The following is a 15,544-nucleotide window of genomic DNA, read 5'->3' on the forward strand; positions in this document are numbered from 1 at the left end:
GGACGGACAATGAGGGTGTGTACCTCGATTCGCTGGCGTTGACGGACTTCCGGTCCTACGCCGCCGCGGAGATCGAGTTGGTGCCCGGCGCCTGCGCGTTCATCGGGTTCAACGGCCAGGGAAAGACAAATCTGGTCGAGGCGATCGGCTATCTCGCCACCCTCGGCAGCCACCGCGCCGCCGGCGACGCGCCGCTGGTGCGCCTCGGTGCGGAGCGCGCCATCGTGCGGGCGGGGATCGTCCGGGACGACCGCCGTGCGCTGGTCGAACTGGAGATTCGCCCGGGCAGGACGAACCGGGCCCGGATCAACCGCGCGGACGTGCCGCGCCCCCGTGAGGTGCTCGGCCTGCTGCGCACCGTGTTGTTCGCCCCCGAGGACCTGGCGATCGTCAAGGGCGACCCCTCCGAACGGCGTCGGTTCCTCGACGAACTGCTCACCGTGCAGTCCCCGCGCATGGCCGGCGTCCGGGCGGACTACGACCGGGTCCTCAAGCAGCGGAACGCGCTGCTCAAGACCGCCGGCGCGACCGTGCGCTCGGGCAAGGGCGACCTGCGGACGCTCGAGGTGTGGGACTCGCACCTCGCGACCGCCGGCGCCGACCTGCTCGCCGCCCGCTTGCGGCTGGTCGCGGCGCTCGAGCCGCTGGTCGCGAAGGCCTACGACGAGGTCAGCTCGGGCGGGGGGCCCGCGACCATGAGTTACAAGAGTTCGCTCGGCCCGGAGATCGAGCTCGGCGCCGACCGGGATCTGCTCTCCGCCCAGCTGCTCGAGGCGATCTCCGCGGCGCGGTCGCAGGAGCTCGACCGGGGGATCTCGCTGGTCGGACCGCACCGCGACGACCTCGTGCTCAACCTCGGCCCGCTCCCCGCGCGCGGCTACGCGAGCCACGGGGAGTCGTGGTCGTACGCGCTCGCGCTGCGCCTGGCGTCCTACGAACTGCTGCGCGAGACCGGGGCGTCCGGGATGGACCCGGTTCTGATCCTCGATGACGTGTTCGCCGAGCTCGACGCGCAGCGGCGCGCGCGCCTCGCCGAGCTCGTCGGCCGTGCGGAGCAGGTGCTGATCACCGCCGCGGTGCCCGGCGACGTCCCCGAGGAGCTCTCCGGCGCCCGGTACGACGTGATGGCCGGCGAGGTGCGCCGTGTCTGCTGACGTGCCGGTCTCCCCCGAATCCCCGGACCCGCCGGCCGGGCTCCCTCCCGGCGCCCGCGCCGGGACGTCGGGCATCGACCTGGCCCGGGCCGCGCTCGCGGAGGCGCGCGCCGCCGCGCGGGAGCGGGCGCGCACCCCGGGTGCGCGCAGCGCACCCCGCCGGGCCGAGCGCCGGACGGGTGGGTCGCGCGATCCCCAGCTGATCTCCGACGCGCTCGCCGGCCTGATCGCCGAACGCGGCTGGGAGGTCCCCGCCGCGATGGGCAACGCGATGGATCGCTGGGCCGAGATCGTGGGCTCGGACATCGCGGCCCACGCCGAACCGGTCTCCTACGAGGATTCCGTGCTGATCGTCCGGGCGTCGTCCACAGCCTGGGCGACCCAGTTGCGCCTGCTCGCGCCCGACATCGTGCGGCGCCTGAACACGGAGCTCGGGCACGGCTCCGTGCTGCGGATCGACGTCAAGGGTCCCACCGGTCCCAGCTGGCGCAAGGGCCGCTTGCGGGTCCAGGACGGGCGCGGTCCACGGGACACCTACGGCTGAGCCGAACCGGGAACCCCCAGGTTTTTCCACACCTGGGGACAACTTCCTGGGTATAGACCGTACGTTTTCGCACCGCCCGTCCTGACGGTCCGACCCTCCCCCGTGTGGGGGGACACGCAAACGGGGGTTCGACGCGCCTGTGACGCGTCCAGAGGCCGTCGCGGCGCCAGAGTGTCCCCCCGGACCGGTAGACTGGAACCGAACACGCGCGGTGTCGGCCTTCCGGGCCGGACCGGGCTCGACGGAGGGAACGGCGGCTTTCGTGGTCGACAGCAACAGTACGGCGACCGGCACCATCGCAGATCCGAACTCCGGCCCGACCCCCGCGGCAGAGTCGTCGGCCCAGCCGAACAACAACGGCGAACTGCGCTCCTACGACGCCAGCGCGATCCAGGTCCTCGAGGGTCTCGAGGCGGTCCGCAAGCGCCCCGGCATGTACATCGGGTCCACCGGCGAGCGCGGTCTCCACCACCTGGTGTACGAGGTTGTGGACAACTCTGTGGACGAGGCGCTGGCCGGGTTCTGCGACCAGGTCGACGTCACGATCCTGGCCGACGGCGGCGTCCGCGTCGTCGACAACGGCCGGGGCATCCCGGTCGACGAGCACCCGGTCGAGAAGAAGCCGGCCGTCGAGGTCGTCCTCACCGTCCTGCACGCCGGCGGCAAGTTCGGCGGCGGCGGGTACGCGGTCTCCGGTGGTCTCCACGGTGTCGGTGTCTCCGTGGTGAACGCGCTGTCGTCCCGGGTCGAGGTCGAGATCCACCGCGACGGGTACGTCTGGCGTCAGGCCTACCGCCGCGGCGTGCCCGAGGCCCCGCTCGCCAAGGGTGAGACGACCGACCGCACCGGCACGGCCGTCACCTTCTGGGCCGACTCGGAGGTCTTCGAGACCACGAACTACACGTTCGAGACGCTGCGTCGACGGTTCGAGGAGATGGCCTTCCTCAACAAGGGCCTGACGATCTCCCTCACCGACGAGCGCGCGGTCGAACTCGAGGACGAGACCATCGAGCAGACCGAGCCCGCCCACGCGCGGTCGGTCCGCTACATGTACCCCGGCGGCATCGTCGACTACGTCCGCCACCTCAACGACGCCAAGGGCGAGCACCACAAGACGATCCTGTCGTTCGAGGCCGAGGACACCGAGCGGCACATGGCGCTCGAGATCGCGATGCAGTGGAACACCACGTTCAACGAGTCGGTGTTCACCTTCGCGAACACGATCAACACCCACGAGGGCGGCACCCACGAGGAGGGCTTCCGCTCCTCGCTCACGTCGCTGGTCAACAAGTTCGGCCGCGAGTGGAAGATCCTCAAGGACAAGGACCCGAACCTCACCGGTGAGGACATCCGCGAGGGCCTGACCGCGATCGTCTCGATCAAGCTGTCGGAGCCTCAGTTCGAGGGTCAGACCAAGACGAAGCTCGGCAACACCGAGGCGCGCACCTTCGTGCAGACCGTCCTCAACGACCGGCTCGGTCAGTGGTTCGAGCAGAACCCGGAAGAGGGCAAGATCATCGCCCGCAAGGCGATCGATGCCGCGACCGCGCGCATGGCGGCGCGCAAGGCGCGCGACCTCGCGCGCGGGCGAAAGGGCCTGCTCACCGGTGGCGGCATGCCAGGCAAGCTGAGGGACTGTCAGTCACGCGAGCCGGAGAAGTGCGAGCTCTACATCGTCGAGGGTGACTCGGCCGGCGGCTCCGCGGTCGGTGGCCGCGACCCGATGACGCAGGCGATCCTGCCGATCCGCGGCAAGATCCTTAACGTCGAGAAGGCGCGCATCGACCGCGTCCTCCAGAACACCGAGGTCCAGGCGATCATCACGGCCCTGGGCACCGGTATTCACGACGAGTTCGACATCAACAAGCTCCGGTACCACAAGATCATCCTGATGGCCGACGCCGACGTCGACGGCCAGCACATCCGGACGCTGCTGCTGACGCTGCTCTTCCGCTTCATGAAGCCGCTCGTCGAGGCCGGCCACGTGTACCTCGCGCAGCCGCCGCTCTACAAGATCAAGTGGCCCGGCGGGAAGTCGAACGTCGAGTACGCCTATTCCGACCGCGAGCGCGACGCGCTGCTGCGGGTCGGCGCCGAGGCCGGCAAGAAGATCCCGAAGGAAGACGGCATCCAGCGCTTCAAGGGTCTCGGTGAGATGCCGGCGCAGGAGCTGTGGGACACCACCATGGACCCGGCCACCCGGATCCTGCTCCAGGTCACGCTCGACGAGGCCGCTCTGGCCGACGAGTTGTTCTCGATCCTGATGGGCGAGGACGTCGAGTCCCGCCGCAGCTTCATCCAGCGCAACGCGAAGGACGTGCGATTCCTTGACATCTGACACTTCGTCAGCCCCGCCCCCGCCGCCGGGGGACCGCATCGAGCCTGTCGCGCTCGAGGTGGAGATGCAGCGCTCCTACCTCGACTACGCGATGAGCGTGATCGTGGGGCGCGCGCTCCCGGACGTCCGCGACGGCCTCAAGCCGGTGCACCGCCGCGTGCTCTACGCGATGTACGACGGCGGGTACCGACCGGACCGTGGTTACAACAAGTGCGCCCGTGTCGTCGGCGACGTCATGGGCAACTACCACCCGCACGGTGACTCGGCGATCTACGACGCTCTCGTGCGTCTGGCGCAGCCGTGGTCGATGCGGATGCCGCTGGTCGACGGCAACGGCAACTTCGGTTCGCCGGGCAACGACCCCGCGGCCGCGATGCGGTACACCGAGTGCCGCCTTGCCCCGTTGGCGATGGAGATGCTCCGGGACATCGACGAGGAGACCGTCGACTTCTCGGACAACTACGACGGGCGCCAGCAGGAGCCCGACGTCCTGCCGGCCCGGTTCCCGAACCTGCTCGTCAACGGCAGCGCCGGCATCGCCGTCGGCATGGCGACGAACATCCCGCCGCACAACCTCCGCGAGGTCGCGGCCGGCGTGCAGTGGTACCTCGAGAACTTCGAGGTCTCGAAGGAGGAACTCCTCGAGGCGCTGCTCGAGCGGGTCAAGGGCCCGGACTTCCCGACGGGTGCTCAGATCATCGGGCTGCGCGGTATCCAGGACGCGTACCGCACCGGCCGCGGCTCGGTCACGATGCGGGCCGTCGTCGAGGTCGAGGAGAACGCCAAGGGGCGCACGCAGCTCGTCGTCACCGCGCTGCCGTACCAGGTCAACCCGGACAACCTCGCGACGAAGATCGCCGAGCTCGTCAACGACGGCAAGCTGCAGGGCATCGCCGAGCTGAACGACGAGACCTCGGCCCGCACCGGCCAGCGCCTGGTCATCGTCCTCAAGCGCGACGCCGTCGCGCAGGTCGTGCTGAACAACCTCTACAAGCACACCCAGCTGCAGGACACCTTCGGCTGCAACATGCTTGCGCTCGTCGACGGCGTGCCCCGCACGCTCAGCCTCGACGCGTTCGTGCGGCACTGGGTGGCGCACCAGATCGAGGTCATCGTCCGGCGGACGCAGTACCGCCTGCGCAAGGCCGAGGAGCGCGCCCACATCCTGCGCGCGCTGCTCAAGGCGCTCGACGCCCTCGACGAGGTCATCGCGCTCATCCGGCGCAGCCCCACCGTCGAGGAGGCGCGCACCGGCCTCATGGCGCTGCTCGAGATCGACGAGCTCCAGGCGACCGCGATTCTCGACATGCAGCTGCGCCGCCTCGCGGCCCTCGAGCGGCAGAAGATCATCGACGAGTACGACGAGCTGATGGCGCGCATCGCCGAGTACAACGCGATCCTCGCCTCGCCGGAGAAGCAGCGTCAGATCATCTCCGAGGAGCTCGCCGCCACGGTCGAGAAGTACGGCGACGAGCGCCGCACCGAGATCCTGCCCTGGGAGGGCGAGGTCTCGATGGAGGACCTCATCGCCGAGGAGGACGTGGTCGTCACGATCACGCGCGGCGGCTACGCCAAGCGGACCTCCACGGCGCTGTACCGCGAGCAGAAGCGCGGCGGGAAGGGCGTCCGTGGGGCCTCGCTCCGTCAGGACGACATCGTCGAGCACTTCTTCGTGACGACGACTCACCACTGGATCCTGTTCTTCACGAACAAGGGGCGGGTGTACCGGACAAAGGCGTACCAACTGCCCGATGCCGGGCGGGACGCCAAGGGCATGCACGTCGCGAACCTGCTCGCGTTCCAGCCGGACGAGTCCATCGCGCAGGTCGTCTACCTCCGTGACTACTCGGTGGCGCCGTACCTGGTGCTGGCCACGCGCAGCGGTCAGGTGAAGAAGACGGCGCTCGCCGAGTACGACTCCCCGCGGCAGGGCGGTGTCATCGCCATCAACCTCCGTGAGGACGACGAGGTCATCGGCGCGGTGCTGGTCTCCCCCACCGACGACCTGCTGCTCGTCAGCCGGCAGGCGATGTCGATCCGGTTCACGGCGGACGACACCGCGCTGCGCCCGATGGGCCGCGCGACCGGCGGTGTCCGCGGCATGGCGCTGCGGGAGGGCGACAGCCTGCTCTCGATGGCGCTGGTGCGGCCCGACTCCGACCTCGTGGTGGCTACTGCGAACGGGTTCATCAAGCGGACCGCCTGCGACGAGTACCGGATCCAGGGTCGCGGCGGCTTCGGCACCTTGGCCGCGAAGACAACGGACGAGCGTGGCGAACTCGTGGGTGCCCAGGTCGTGACCGAAGGCGAGCAGCTTTTTGCCATCACTTCGAACGGCGGAGTCATCCGAACGGTTATTACAAGTACTGATCCTCGGCGTACCGGTCGTGCCACCATGGGCGTACGGCTGATCAATGTGGCCGACGGTGACAGTGTCGTAGCGATCGCGCGCAACGCGGAGGCCTCGGACGAGGACTCCGAAACCGGGACGGAAGAAGATTCCGATTCGGTGTCGATGCCCACGGCGGACGACAGTGGCGGGGATGATCAGGGCGGCTCCGGGGGAGGCGCCGACGATCGGGAGGACTGAGCCATGAGCTCGAAGGAAGGCCGCGGGGGTCTGTCCCGCTTCGGCATCGGACGGGGTGGGTCCGACGCCGACAAGAACGGCGGGGACGACGGCGCTTCCGAGTCCAAGTCCGAGTCCAAGAAGTCGAAGGTCGAGGCGAAGGCCGCGACGGTGACTGCCGACAAGCGCAAGACCGAGCCCGAGATCGTGGCCGCTCCGGCCGTCACCGACGGTGAGGTCCTGACGCCGGCGGAGCCGGTCAGCGTCCCGGCCTCGGCGAACGGCAGCGCGAGCGCGCCGGTCAACGCCTCGGCGTCCGCCAATGGCGGTTCGTCCGGTTCGTCCGCGCCGGCGAAGACCGCGTCCGCCGTGGTGGACGCGCCCCCGGCGAAGCCGGTCAAGAAGGTCCCGCTCGCCCCCTCCCGCGCCGGCTCTGCGCGCGAGAAGGCGGAGCCGCTGAAGTCTGATGCCCCGATCCCCCGCTCGCGGCTCGGCCGGACCAAGAGCAGCGACGCGCTCCGCGCCCCGCGCGTGCGCCGCGCTCGCCTGAAGATCGCCAACATCGACCCGTGGTCGGTGATGAAGGTCTCGTTCCTGTTCTCGGTCGCGCTCGGCGTGATCCTGCTTGTCGCGGTCGCCCTGCTCTGGCTGCTGCTGGACTTCATGGGCTTCTTCTCGACCGTCGCGAGCACCGTCGACGACATCAGCGGCGAGGAGGGCTCGTCCGGCTTCGACGTCGTCGCGTTCTTCTCCCTGCCCCGCGTGCTGGGCATGGCCACGATCGTGGCGCTGGTCGACATCGTCATGATCACGGCCCTCACCACGCTGGCCGCGTACCTGTACAACATCTCCACCGACCTTGTCGGCGGCGTCGAGGTCACCCTCGCCGAAGAGGAGTAGTCAGACCTGTCTCGAAGGCCTCACCCGATCCGATTGGGTGGGGCCTTCGACGTTGGGGTATCTTTCTCCGGTCTCCGGGCCTATAGCTCAGCTTGGTTAGAGCGCTTCCCTGATAAGGAAGAGGTCGATGGTTCAAGTCCATCTAGGCCCACCCCTGACCTGCGGTTCCGTCCCTGGAACGAGCACAGCGCCTACGAGGACGCGGCACGCGATCGACGAGACTCGGCCGAAGAGGGCATCACCCTTGGAACTTCACCGTTCTGGGCGAGGCGGCGGCTCAGCGACGGGCCTCCGCGCGGTCTGCGGAAACGAGCAGCACCGCGGTCAGCAGCGCGCAGGCGGCGACTGCGGCGAAGGTGGGCCCGTAGCCGGCTGACGAAATGAGGGCACCGGCCGACACCGGAGCTACGACTCGGCCCGCGTTGAGCACGAGGGTTTGGAGTCCGGACACCGAGGCGAAGATCGGCCGGGCGACGTAAGTGCCGAGCAGGGCCGGCCGGGCGATGGACATGACGCCGAAACCGGCTCCGAAGAGCAGCACGAACGCGGCTGCGTTGAGCGGGTGGGGGAAGGCGAACAGGGCGGCGACGCCGAGTGCTTGGCCGCCCACCATGGCGGCGGCGGTGCGGCCCATCCCGAAACGTTGGGCGAAGCGGCTGAACATGACCCGTCCGGCGACCTGGAGAGCGCCGAGCATGCCTGCGGCTGTGGCGGCGGCCCCGGCGCTGAAGCCGTCGTCGCGCAGGTAGGAGACGAGGTGGACCGCGACGACGGTGATCGCGACGGTTTCCAGGAACACCGCCGCGGTCAGCAGCCGGACCGCGGCATCACGCCAGGCTGTGCGGGCGTCGGAGGGTCGGCTGATGGCGGCGGCGACAGCGGCCGCATCGAGGGAGCGCGCCTGTTCGAGCGACGTGCCGTCCACGCGCAGGCTGAGGTCGGCGGGAGCGCGGCGGAGCACGACGTAGTGCGGGATCGCGCAGCTTCCGACGAGCAGGCCCAGGGTGAAGACGGCATCGCGCCAGCCGAAGGCAGCGACCAGCGTTTGCGACAGCGGCAGGAACACGGTGGAGGAGAACCCGGCGACGACGGTGAGGGTGAGGAGGGCGGTGTGCCGGTCGCGCTCAAACCAGGTGTTGATAACCGCGAACGCCGGTTCGTACAGGACCGCGGCCCCGGCCAGGCCCATCCCGACGAACGCGAGATACATCTGCGGAAGGTTGGTCGCTCGCGACCACGCCAACACCGAGACTCCGGCCAGCAGACTCCCCGCGGTCATCAGTCCACGGGCGCCGTGACGGTCGAGCCACCACCCTGCCGGGACGGCGGCGAGGCCGGTGATGGCCAGACTCAGTGTGAGTGCACCGGAGAGCTGCGCGGTGCCGGCGCCGAAGTCCTCGCGCATCGGCGCCAGCATCACCGCGAAGGAGTAGAACAAGGCGCCGTAACTGATGGTCTCGGTGACGGCCAGGGCCCAGACCATGCGCCAGCCGGGATAGTCGCGCCGCCGCGGGCGCGTCGTCCGGGACGAGCTCATCCGGTGCAGCATCCCCCACGCGTCGGCGCCGCTGCCTCGCGGACGAGTTCGGCGACCTGACCGCCACCGGCGACGCCGGTCGAGAACCCTTGCGCGGCGAGGCCGGTCGAGAACCCTTGCGCGGCGAGGCCGACCGGTCGGGCGCGGTGAGCGCCGGGGGGCACGGTGAGCTCGTCCAGGGCCGGGGTGCTGCCGCAGCAGCCGTCCCCGGTGCCCGCGGTGTCCTCGCCGCGGTCGTTGACCGAGCAGACCCCGGTCTCGGGCAGCTCGAGATGCACGGCATCGGCGGCCTCGAGGTCCCCGGCAATCGCGGCGACGACACTGCGGACCTGCTCGTTCCCGGTCGTGATCAGGAAGGTGGGTGCACGTCCGTAGGACTTCATGCCGACGACGTAGAAGCCGGGCTCGGGGTGAGCCAGGTCGCGGTGCCCATGCGGGGGCACCGTGCCGCAGGAGTGATAGGCCGGGTCGATCAGCGGGGCGAGCGCGCGCGGTGCTTCCAGGCCGGGGTGCAGGTCGAGCTGGAGTTCGCGGAGCAGGTCGAGGTCGGGCCGGAAACCGGTCGCCGCGGCGACGTTGTGCACGCCCTCGATGCGTTGGCCGTCGGTGCTGACGACGCTGACGCACTCCTCGCCCACCTCGACCCGTCCGGCCGTGAACCCGGTCACGAGTTCTACTGCGCCGGACTCGACGAGCGCGCGCAGGTCGGTGCCGAGCTGACCGCGGGCGCTGAGCTGGTCGGCCTCGCCACCGCCGTAAGCCTTTCCTGGGGCGGGTCGGCGGATCGCCCAGACGATGCTGGTGCCGGGCTCGTCCTGCGCGAGGCGCGCGAGGTTGAGCAGCGTGTTGGCGGCGGAGTGGCCCGCGCCGACGACCAGGGTCCGGCGCCCGGCGAACCGAGACCGCTGCCAGCCGAGGACGTCGGGCAGCGGCCCGACCAGATGTGCCGCGGCGTCTTCCTCACCGTGCGCGGGCAGTCCCGCGCCCAGCGGGTTCGGCTGGCCCCACGTCCCGGACGCGTCGAGAACGGCGCGCGCCCGGACATCGATCGTGGATCCGTCGTCGCGCCGGACGCGCAGGACGAACGGCCGGTCGGCCCGGCCAATCGCTTTGGCCTTGTCCAGACCGTCACGGCTGATCGCCACGACGCGATGCCCCGTCTGCACGTGCGGCGCGAGCGCGGCGGCGAGCGGTTCGAGGTAGTGCGCAACCAGCTCCCCGCCGGTGGGCGGGATGTTTGTGGCCGGTATCGCCCACCCGGCCGCGGTCAGGATCTCGGCAGCCGCGGCATCGACGATCCACCGCCACGGCGTGAAAGTGCGGATGTGAGCCCACGACCGGACCGCGGCCCCGACCGAAGGCCCGCTTTCAAGGACGACGTAGGGCAGCCTTCGGCGGGCGAGGTGCGCGGCCGCGGCCAGGCCCACCGGCCCAGCACCGATCACGGCGACGGGAACGCCGGCGTTGCTCGCTGTAGTCACTGGAAACCCCCTAGGACCATTCTTCGACGAATATCGAAGGACCGCCAGCGTGGCGCCGAAGCTAGACGTTCGTCAAGTAGTTACTTGATATTCATCGAAGATCGCGTACCCTGGCTTCGTGCCCAAGGCTCTGCCCGTCCTCGACACCACCGCAGCTGTGTGCTGCGCGCCGCTGGCCGCGGGCGTCGTCGATGCCGACGCGGCGCTGGAAATCGCCCTGCGGATGAAGGCGCTCGCGGACCCGGTGCGCGTGCAGTTGATGAGTCTGCTGATCGCCGAGCGGGAAACCGGGGTCTGCACCTGCGACCTCGCGCCGGCCGTCGGGGTCTCCGAGGCGACGGTCAGCCACCACCTCAAGCAACTGCGCGACGCGGGATTGATCGAGGGGACGAAGAAGGGCACGAACACCTGGTACCGACCGCGGCTGGACAACCTTGGCGCGCTCTGCCGGATCATCGACCCGAACTGCTGCTGAGGTGGACCTGCTCGCACGCAAAGCGTTCGCGGAGTTCCTCGGCGGCGCCCTGCTCGCCGCGACCGTCGTCGGGTCCGGAATCGCCGCCACGCGGCTGACCGAGGACGTCGCGCTGCAATTGCTGACCAACGCGGTCATCACCGGTGCCGTGCTGGTCGCGCTGATCCTCGCCCTCGGCCCGGTCTCCGCGGCGTTCAATCCGGTGGTGACGCTGGTGGAGCGGGGGCTGGGCGCGATCGACAACCGCTGCACGGCCGCGCTCCTCACGGCGCAGGTGGCCGGGTGCTGCGTCGGGGTCGTGATCGCGAACCTGATGTTCGACCTGTCCGCGGTCGACATCAGCAGCCGCGACCGCAGCGACGCGCACCTCCTGCTCTCCGAAGTCGTGGCAACGTTCGGTCTGGTGGTCGTGATCTTCGGCGTCGTCCGCGCCGGCCGCAGTGCGTCGGTCGCCTACGCCGTCGGCGGCTACATCACCGCCGCGTACTGGTTCACCTCCAGCACCAGCTTCGCCAACCCGGCCATCACCGTCGGCCGGATGCTCAGCGACACCTTCGCCGGCATCGAACCCGCGAGCGTCCCCGGCTTCGTCGGTGCACAAGTCCTCGGCGGTGCACTCGCCCTTGGCGCGGTGCTTGCGCTCTACCCCAACACGCGCCGGGTCGCCGCCGACCTCGTCGAAGCCGCGGAGAACCCGTCATGACCGACATCCCCGTCGTCCTCTACGCCTGCATCCACAACGGCGGCCGCAGCCTCGCGGCCAAGGTCCTCACCGAGCACTACGGCGCCGGCCGCGTCGAGGCTCGCTCCGCCGGGAGCGAGCCAGGTGAGTCCCTCAACCCCCTTGTCGTCCAGGTGCTGCATGAGCGTGGCCTCAGCACGGAAGGCGAACGACCGAAGCTGCTCACCACCGACGGCGTGGCCGAAGCAGACGTCGTCGTCACCATGGGGTGCGGCGAGACCTGCCCGATCTTCCCCGGCAAGCGCTATGAGGACTGGGAACTCGACGACCCCAAGGGCCAGGACCTTGACACCGTCCGCCGCATCGTCGACGAAGTCGACGCCCACGTCCGCAGACTGCTCGGCGAGCTCGGCGCGGACTGACCCAGCCGACGGCAACCGTGACGGCGACCGGGCCGGACCGACTAGGCCCACCCCTGCTTCACCCGCCGCTCAGGGGCGCGGCTGCACGTCGAGCACGTGCTGGGGATTCGGGCGCTCGCCCTGGGAGTAGTCGCCGAACGGCGCGTCCCGGCGCGCGACGGCGGCTGAGGCGCCCTCCTGCTCCGCGAGGCGGATGAACTCGAGCGCGTCCGGGGTGTTCCGGAGCATCCCGTCGAGCATCGTCCCGAGCAGTTGGGTGCTCCCGAGGCCCATGTTCATGTAGGCCTGGTTGACGACCGTCTTCATCGCGGTGAGCTGGGACTGCGGGATGGTGACGAGGCGGTCGGCGAGGGCGAAGACCGTCTCCTCGAGCCGCTCGAACGGGACGGCGTCGTTGACCAGGCCGAGGGCCTTGGCCTCGACCCCGGACAGGGCCCGGCCGGTGAGCGCCAGCTCCTTCGCGTGGGCCAGCCCGAGGCGGTAGATCCACATGCCGGCGAGGTGGCAGCCCCACATCCGGGAGTACGGCGTCCCGATCCGGGCGTCCTCGCTCATCACCACGATGTCGGCGCACAGGGCGAGCTCGCTCCCGCCGCCGACGCACCAGCCGTGGACCGCCGCGATCACCGGCTTGGGGCTGTGCCACAGGCTCATGAACTTCGGGACGAACCCGAGCGTCGGCGAGCTGTTGGTGATGAGCTCCTTGCCCGGGTCCCACTTGCCGTCGGTGTAGAGCACCTCGTCCCACTGGTGGAACCCGTCGCCGAAGTCGAAGCCGGCGCAGAACGCGCGCCCGGCACCGCGCAGGACGATCACCTTCACCGCGCGGTCCCGGGCGGCCAGGTTGACCGCCGCCTCGATCTCGTCGGGCATCGGCGGAACGATCGTGTTGAGCTCGTCGGGACGGTTCAAGGTGATCGTGGCAACGGGGCCGTCCGTCGCATAGACGAGGGTTTCGAACTGGTTTGCCATGATCGGCTCCGGGACTCGCGGGACGTCGAAACCCTGACGTTACGGGGTTCCCGACGCACGGTTGCGCCGCACGAGGCAGGATGGAGCTAACAGACCTACCGTTCGGTAACAGAGGAAGCCCGCCCATGACCTCGGTGCGAGTCCATACCCGTATCGCCGCTCCGGCGGACGTCGTCTGGAAGGTCGTCAGCGACGCCGCCGCCGTCGCGTCCTGGGTACCCGCGATCGCGCGCTCGTCGGCCAGCGGGTCGACCCGGCAGTACGAGATCCACAACGGGCCGGTGATTCACGAGGAGATCGTCACCAACGACCAGGTTCTCCGCCGGTTCCAGCACTCGATCCGCTCGGGCCTGCCGATCGAGGCGCACCTGGCCACGATCGACGTCCTCGACGACCGCGACGGTTCCCTGGTCGTCTACGGCGCCGACGTCGAACCCCAGGCTGCCGCCTCGATGATGGCCGGGCTGATGTCGGAGGCCCTCGACGGGCTCCGGCGCTTCGTCGAGGCCGGCGCCTGACGCAGCGTGGTGCAGGTCACGCCGACCGATCCCCCGTGCGTTAGCCTGGCGCCCTCTCCATCGATCGAAGGCGAGGAAACGACGTGAAGAAGCTCGTGCTGGCCGCGCTCGCAGCGGCCGGGGGTGCGCTGGCGTTCAAGAAGCTGAAGGCCGGCAAGGCGGAGCAGGACCTGTGGGCCGAGGCCACCGACCCGGTGCGCTGACGCTCCACCGACGCTGACGCCCTCGCCCGGTCCGGGCGGGGGCGTTCGCATCTTCTGCGGGTGTCTGCGCCCATCCGCCCGGGCTGATAGCCGCGGCGCGCCGCAGAAGTTGAGGCGCTAGCCTGAACCCCGCGCATCCCGGGGACGTAGCTCAACTGGCAGAGCACTGCCTTTGCAAGGCAGGGGTTAGGGGTTCAAGTCCCCTCGTCTCCACCGCGGTTCACCTGTACAAACGCCTGTAATTTCACGGGCCCGGCCCGGCGTTTCGGCCCCATGATTGCCAACTTGGTTGCCTAATCCGCAGTCAGGCTGGGGCCGTGGGTCCCCCTTCGCGACGATCTGGGCCGCTCAGCTGGGTGAGCCGAGCGCCCGATCCATGGCTTCAGCGGCAGCACGTAGCCGCTCGTCCAGAACGTGGGTGTAGGTGTCCATCGTCAACCGGATCGTGGAGTGCCCGAGGACCTCCATGACGGTCCGGTGGTCGACGCCGTGGGCGATCAGGAACGTCGCGCAGGCATGCCGGAGATCGTGCATCCGCAGCCAGTCGAGGTCAGCGCTGGCGCGCAGAAGTTCGAATCGCCGGTTCACGTTGCGAGGCTCCATCGGCGTACCCAGCGTCGAGGCGAACACCAGGCCGTTGTCCTGCCAGGCGGGCCCAGCCGCGAGGCGCTCGGCGGCTTGCCGGGCGCGCTGCCGTTCGAACGCGGGCACCGCGACGGCGGGGATTGGGAGGACCCGGCGGGACCGGTGCGTCTTAGGTTCCACGATGCGTAGTGATCCGCCGGCCCGTTGCACGGCTTGCCGGACGTGCAGCACCCGGTTGTCGAGGTCGACATCCGACCACCTCAGCCCGAGAATCTCGCCGCGCCGCAGGCCGAGGGTCAGGGCCACCACGAGGACCCCTTCGAGGCGGTTGCTGGCTGCTGCCGTGAGGAGGCGTTTCGCCTCCTCGACGGTGAGCACCCGGCGTTCCGGCTTGGCGAGGCTCGGTGAGCGCGCGGCCTTCGCAGCGTTGCGTGCGATCAGGTCGAGGCGTTCGGCGTCCGAGAGAGCGGAGCGCAACACGGCGTGGATCTTCACAACCGTCGCCGGAGCGACCACCTCGGCGCGGGCGGCCAGGAACAACTGCACATCGCGAGGCCTGAGCTTGTCGAGCCGGATCTGCCCGAGGCCCGGCTTGATGTGGCTGTCGATCGCGATGCGATATCGGTCGAGAGTGCTGGGCCGGGTGCCGTCGAGAGCCTTGATGTCGGTCATCCACTCGTCGAGCCAGGCGGCCAAGGTGCGCGGCGGCGCGGCGATGTCGACCCCTTTGTCCTGGGCGCCGCGCAGCTGCCGCAGCTTCGCGACGACTTCTGCCTTGGTCGCGCCGGTGACGATCGGCCGCCGGCGTTTGCCGTCGATCCAGCCGAGGTCGAGCATCCCGACCCACCGCCCGTCGCGCGCGCGACGGTAAATGCTGCCCTCGCCGTGAGCGCGCCGGCGTGACGTGCCGTCCGTCGTCATGACTCCTCCGAACCGAGGTTGTTCACGAAATCGTCGAGATGCGTCACGGGGACTCTTCGGAGCCGGCCGATGGTCACGGATCCCAGTCGGCCGGACGCCATCAGCTCGTACACCTTGGTGCGCCCGATCCCCAGAGCGTGCGCCACCTCCTCGGCCGTGAGCAATAGCTTGTCCCGCTGCCTGGGGATAACAGCTCGTTGTCCAGAGGTGCTGGCGTGGGATTGTGCTGCTGTCATGGTCGGC

At 69.7% G+C, this 15,544-nt stretch carries 15 protein-coding genes and 2 tRNA genes; 12 read left to right on the forward strand and 5 right to left on the reverse strand.

The annotated features are described in order from the left end of the window. Positions 1 to 17 precede the first annotated feature (17 nt). The 6 genes from recF to SPOPO_RS0108830 all read left to right on the forward strand — a co-directional run bounded on the left by recF (position 18) and on the right by SPOPO_RS0108830 (position 7,656). Positions 18 to 1,154 (forward strand): DNA replication/repair protein RecF, encoded by a 1,137-nt coding sequence (gene recF / locus SPOPO_RS0108805; RefSeq protein ID WP_019874419.1) that lies wholly within the window; start codon positions 18 to 20, stop codon positions 1,152 to 1,154. Continuing rightward, positions 1,144 to 1,698 carry a DciA family protein gene (locus SPOPO_RS0108810; RefSeq protein WP_156869721.1) on the forward strand — a complete coding sequence of 185 codons (555 nt, stop codon included), beginning with the start codon at positions 1,144 to 1,146 and terminating at the stop codon, positions 1,696 to 1,698. The genes recF and SPOPO_RS0108810 overlap by 11 nt, the downstream gene beginning before the upstream one ends. 295 nt (positions 1,699 to 1,993) lie before the next feature. Then, a complete protein-coding gene (gene gyrB, locus SPOPO_RS0108815) occupies positions 1,994 to 4,036 on the forward strand; it encodes a DNA topoisomerase (ATP-hydrolyzing) subunit B (RefSeq protein WP_028984628.1) in 2,043 nt (680 codons plus the stop codon). Positions 4,037 to 4,100: 64 nt separating this feature from the next. Beyond that, complete coding sequence (gene gyrA / locus SPOPO_RS28540) at positions 4,101 to 6,626, forward strand: DNA gyrase subunit A (protein ID WP_156870485.1); 2,526 nt, start codon at positions 4,101 to 4,103, stop codon at positions 6,624 to 6,626. Positions 6,627 to 6,629: 3 nt separating this feature from the next. Then, positions 6,630 to 7,505: a DUF3566 domain-containing protein gene (locus SPOPO_RS31945; protein WP_019874423.1), complete on the forward strand. Its 876-nt coding sequence runs from the start codon at positions 6,630 to 6,632 to the stop codon at positions 7,503 to 7,505. A gap of 76 nt (positions 7,506 to 7,581) precedes the next feature. Beyond that, a tRNA-Ile gene (locus SPOPO_RS0108830) sits at positions 7,582 to 7,656 on the forward strand. A 126-nt stretch (positions 7,657 to 7,782) separates the two neighbouring features. Here SPOPO_RS0108830 and SPOPO_RS0108835 read toward each other — a convergent pair. After that, the gene (locus SPOPO_RS0108835) at positions 7,783 to 9,042 is read right to left on the reverse strand and encodes an MFS transporter (RefSeq protein WP_033386060.1); all 1,260 of its coding nucleotides are present in this window, start codon (positions 9,040 to 9,042) and stop codon (positions 7,783 to 7,785) included. Next, a complete protein-coding gene (locus SPOPO_RS0108840) occupies positions 9,039 to 10,523 on the reverse strand; it encodes an NAD(P)-binding domain-containing protein (protein ID WP_028984630.1) in 1,485 nt (494 codons plus the stop codon). Before SPOPO_RS0108840 ends, SPOPO_RS0108835 begins: the two co-directional genes overlap by 4 nt. A gap of 118 nt (positions 10,524 to 10,641) precedes the next feature. On the opposite strand from SPOPO_RS0108840, the gene SPOPO_RS0108845 reads away from it, so the two are divergent. Genes SPOPO_RS0108845 through SPOPO_RS0108855 form a run of 3 tightly spaced genes read left to right on the forward strand, consistent with a single transcriptional unit; the run spans position 10,642 to position 12,102 of the window. After that, positions 10,642 to 10,998, forward strand: coding sequence for an Rv2640c family ArsR-like transcriptional regulator (locus tag SPOPO_RS0108845; RefSeq protein ID WP_019874426.1), 357 nt, complete (start codon positions 10,642 to 10,644; stop codon positions 10,996 to 10,998). A gap of 1 nt (position 10,999) precedes the next feature. Next, a complete protein-coding gene (locus SPOPO_RS0108850) occupies positions 11,000 to 11,701 on the forward strand; it encodes an aquaporin (protein ID WP_019874427.1) in 702 nt (233 codons plus the stop codon). Next, positions 11,698 to 12,102: an arsenate-mycothiol transferase ArsC gene (locus SPOPO_RS0108855; protein WP_019874428.1), complete on the forward strand. Its 405-nt coding sequence runs from the start codon at positions 11,698 to 11,700 to the stop codon at positions 12,100 to 12,102. Before SPOPO_RS0108850 ends, SPOPO_RS0108855 begins: the two co-directional genes overlap by 4 nt. Before the next feature lie 69 nt (positions 12,103 to 12,171). Here SPOPO_RS0108855 and SPOPO_RS0108860 read toward each other — a convergent pair whose 3' ends face one another. Continuing rightward, on the reverse strand, positions 12,172 to 13,074 hold the full coding sequence (locus SPOPO_RS0108860; protein ID WP_019874429.1) for a crotonase/enoyl-CoA hydratase family protein: 903 nt from the start codon (positions 13,072 to 13,074) through the stop codon (positions 12,172 to 12,174). A 125-nt stretch (positions 13,075 to 13,199) separates the two neighbouring features. Here SPOPO_RS0108860 and SPOPO_RS0108865 point away from each other — a divergent pair, with 125 nt between their 5' ends. From SPOPO_RS0108865 to SPOPO_RS0108875, 3 genes are all read left to right on the forward strand, one after another. Further along, positions 13,200 to 13,592 (forward strand): SRPBCC family protein, encoded by a 393-nt coding sequence (locus tag SPOPO_RS0108865; protein WP_019874430.1) that lies wholly within the window; start codon positions 13,200 to 13,202, stop codon positions 13,590 to 13,592. Between the two features lie 83 nt (positions 13,593 to 13,675). Continuing rightward, positions 13,676 to 13,795: a DLW-39 family protein gene (locus SPOPO_RS35100; RefSeq protein ID WP_019874431.1), complete on the forward strand. Its 120-nt coding sequence runs from the start codon at positions 13,676 to 13,678 to the stop codon at positions 13,793 to 13,795. A gap of 140 nt (positions 13,796 to 13,935) precedes the next feature. Then, positions 13,936 to 14,008 (forward strand) — tRNA-Ala (locus tag SPOPO_RS0108875). A gap of 135 nt (positions 14,009 to 14,143) precedes the next feature. Here the strand turns inward: SPOPO_RS0108875 and SPOPO_RS0108880 are convergent. Both SPOPO_RS0108880 and SPOPO_RS0108885 read right to left on the reverse strand, forming a co-directional pair. Continuing rightward, a complete protein-coding gene (locus tag SPOPO_RS0108880) occupies positions 14,144 to 15,217 on the reverse strand; it encodes a tyrosine-type recombinase/integrase (RefSeq protein WP_211210872.1) in 1,074 nt (357 codons plus the stop codon). Between the two features lie 80 nt (positions 15,218 to 15,297). Continuing rightward, positions 15,298 to 15,537, reverse strand: a complete 240-nt coding sequence (locus tag SPOPO_RS0108885; RefSeq protein WP_084670944.1) for a helix-turn-helix domain-containing protein — start codon at positions 15,535 to 15,537, stop codon at positions 15,298 to 15,300. Positions 15,538 to 15,544 lie beyond the last annotated feature (7 nt).

The organism is Sporichthya polymorpha DSM 43042, assembly GCF_000384115.1.
Taxonomy (GTDB): Bacteria; Actinomycetota; Actinomycetes; order Sporichthyales; family Sporichthyaceae; genus Sporichthya; species Sporichthya polymorpha.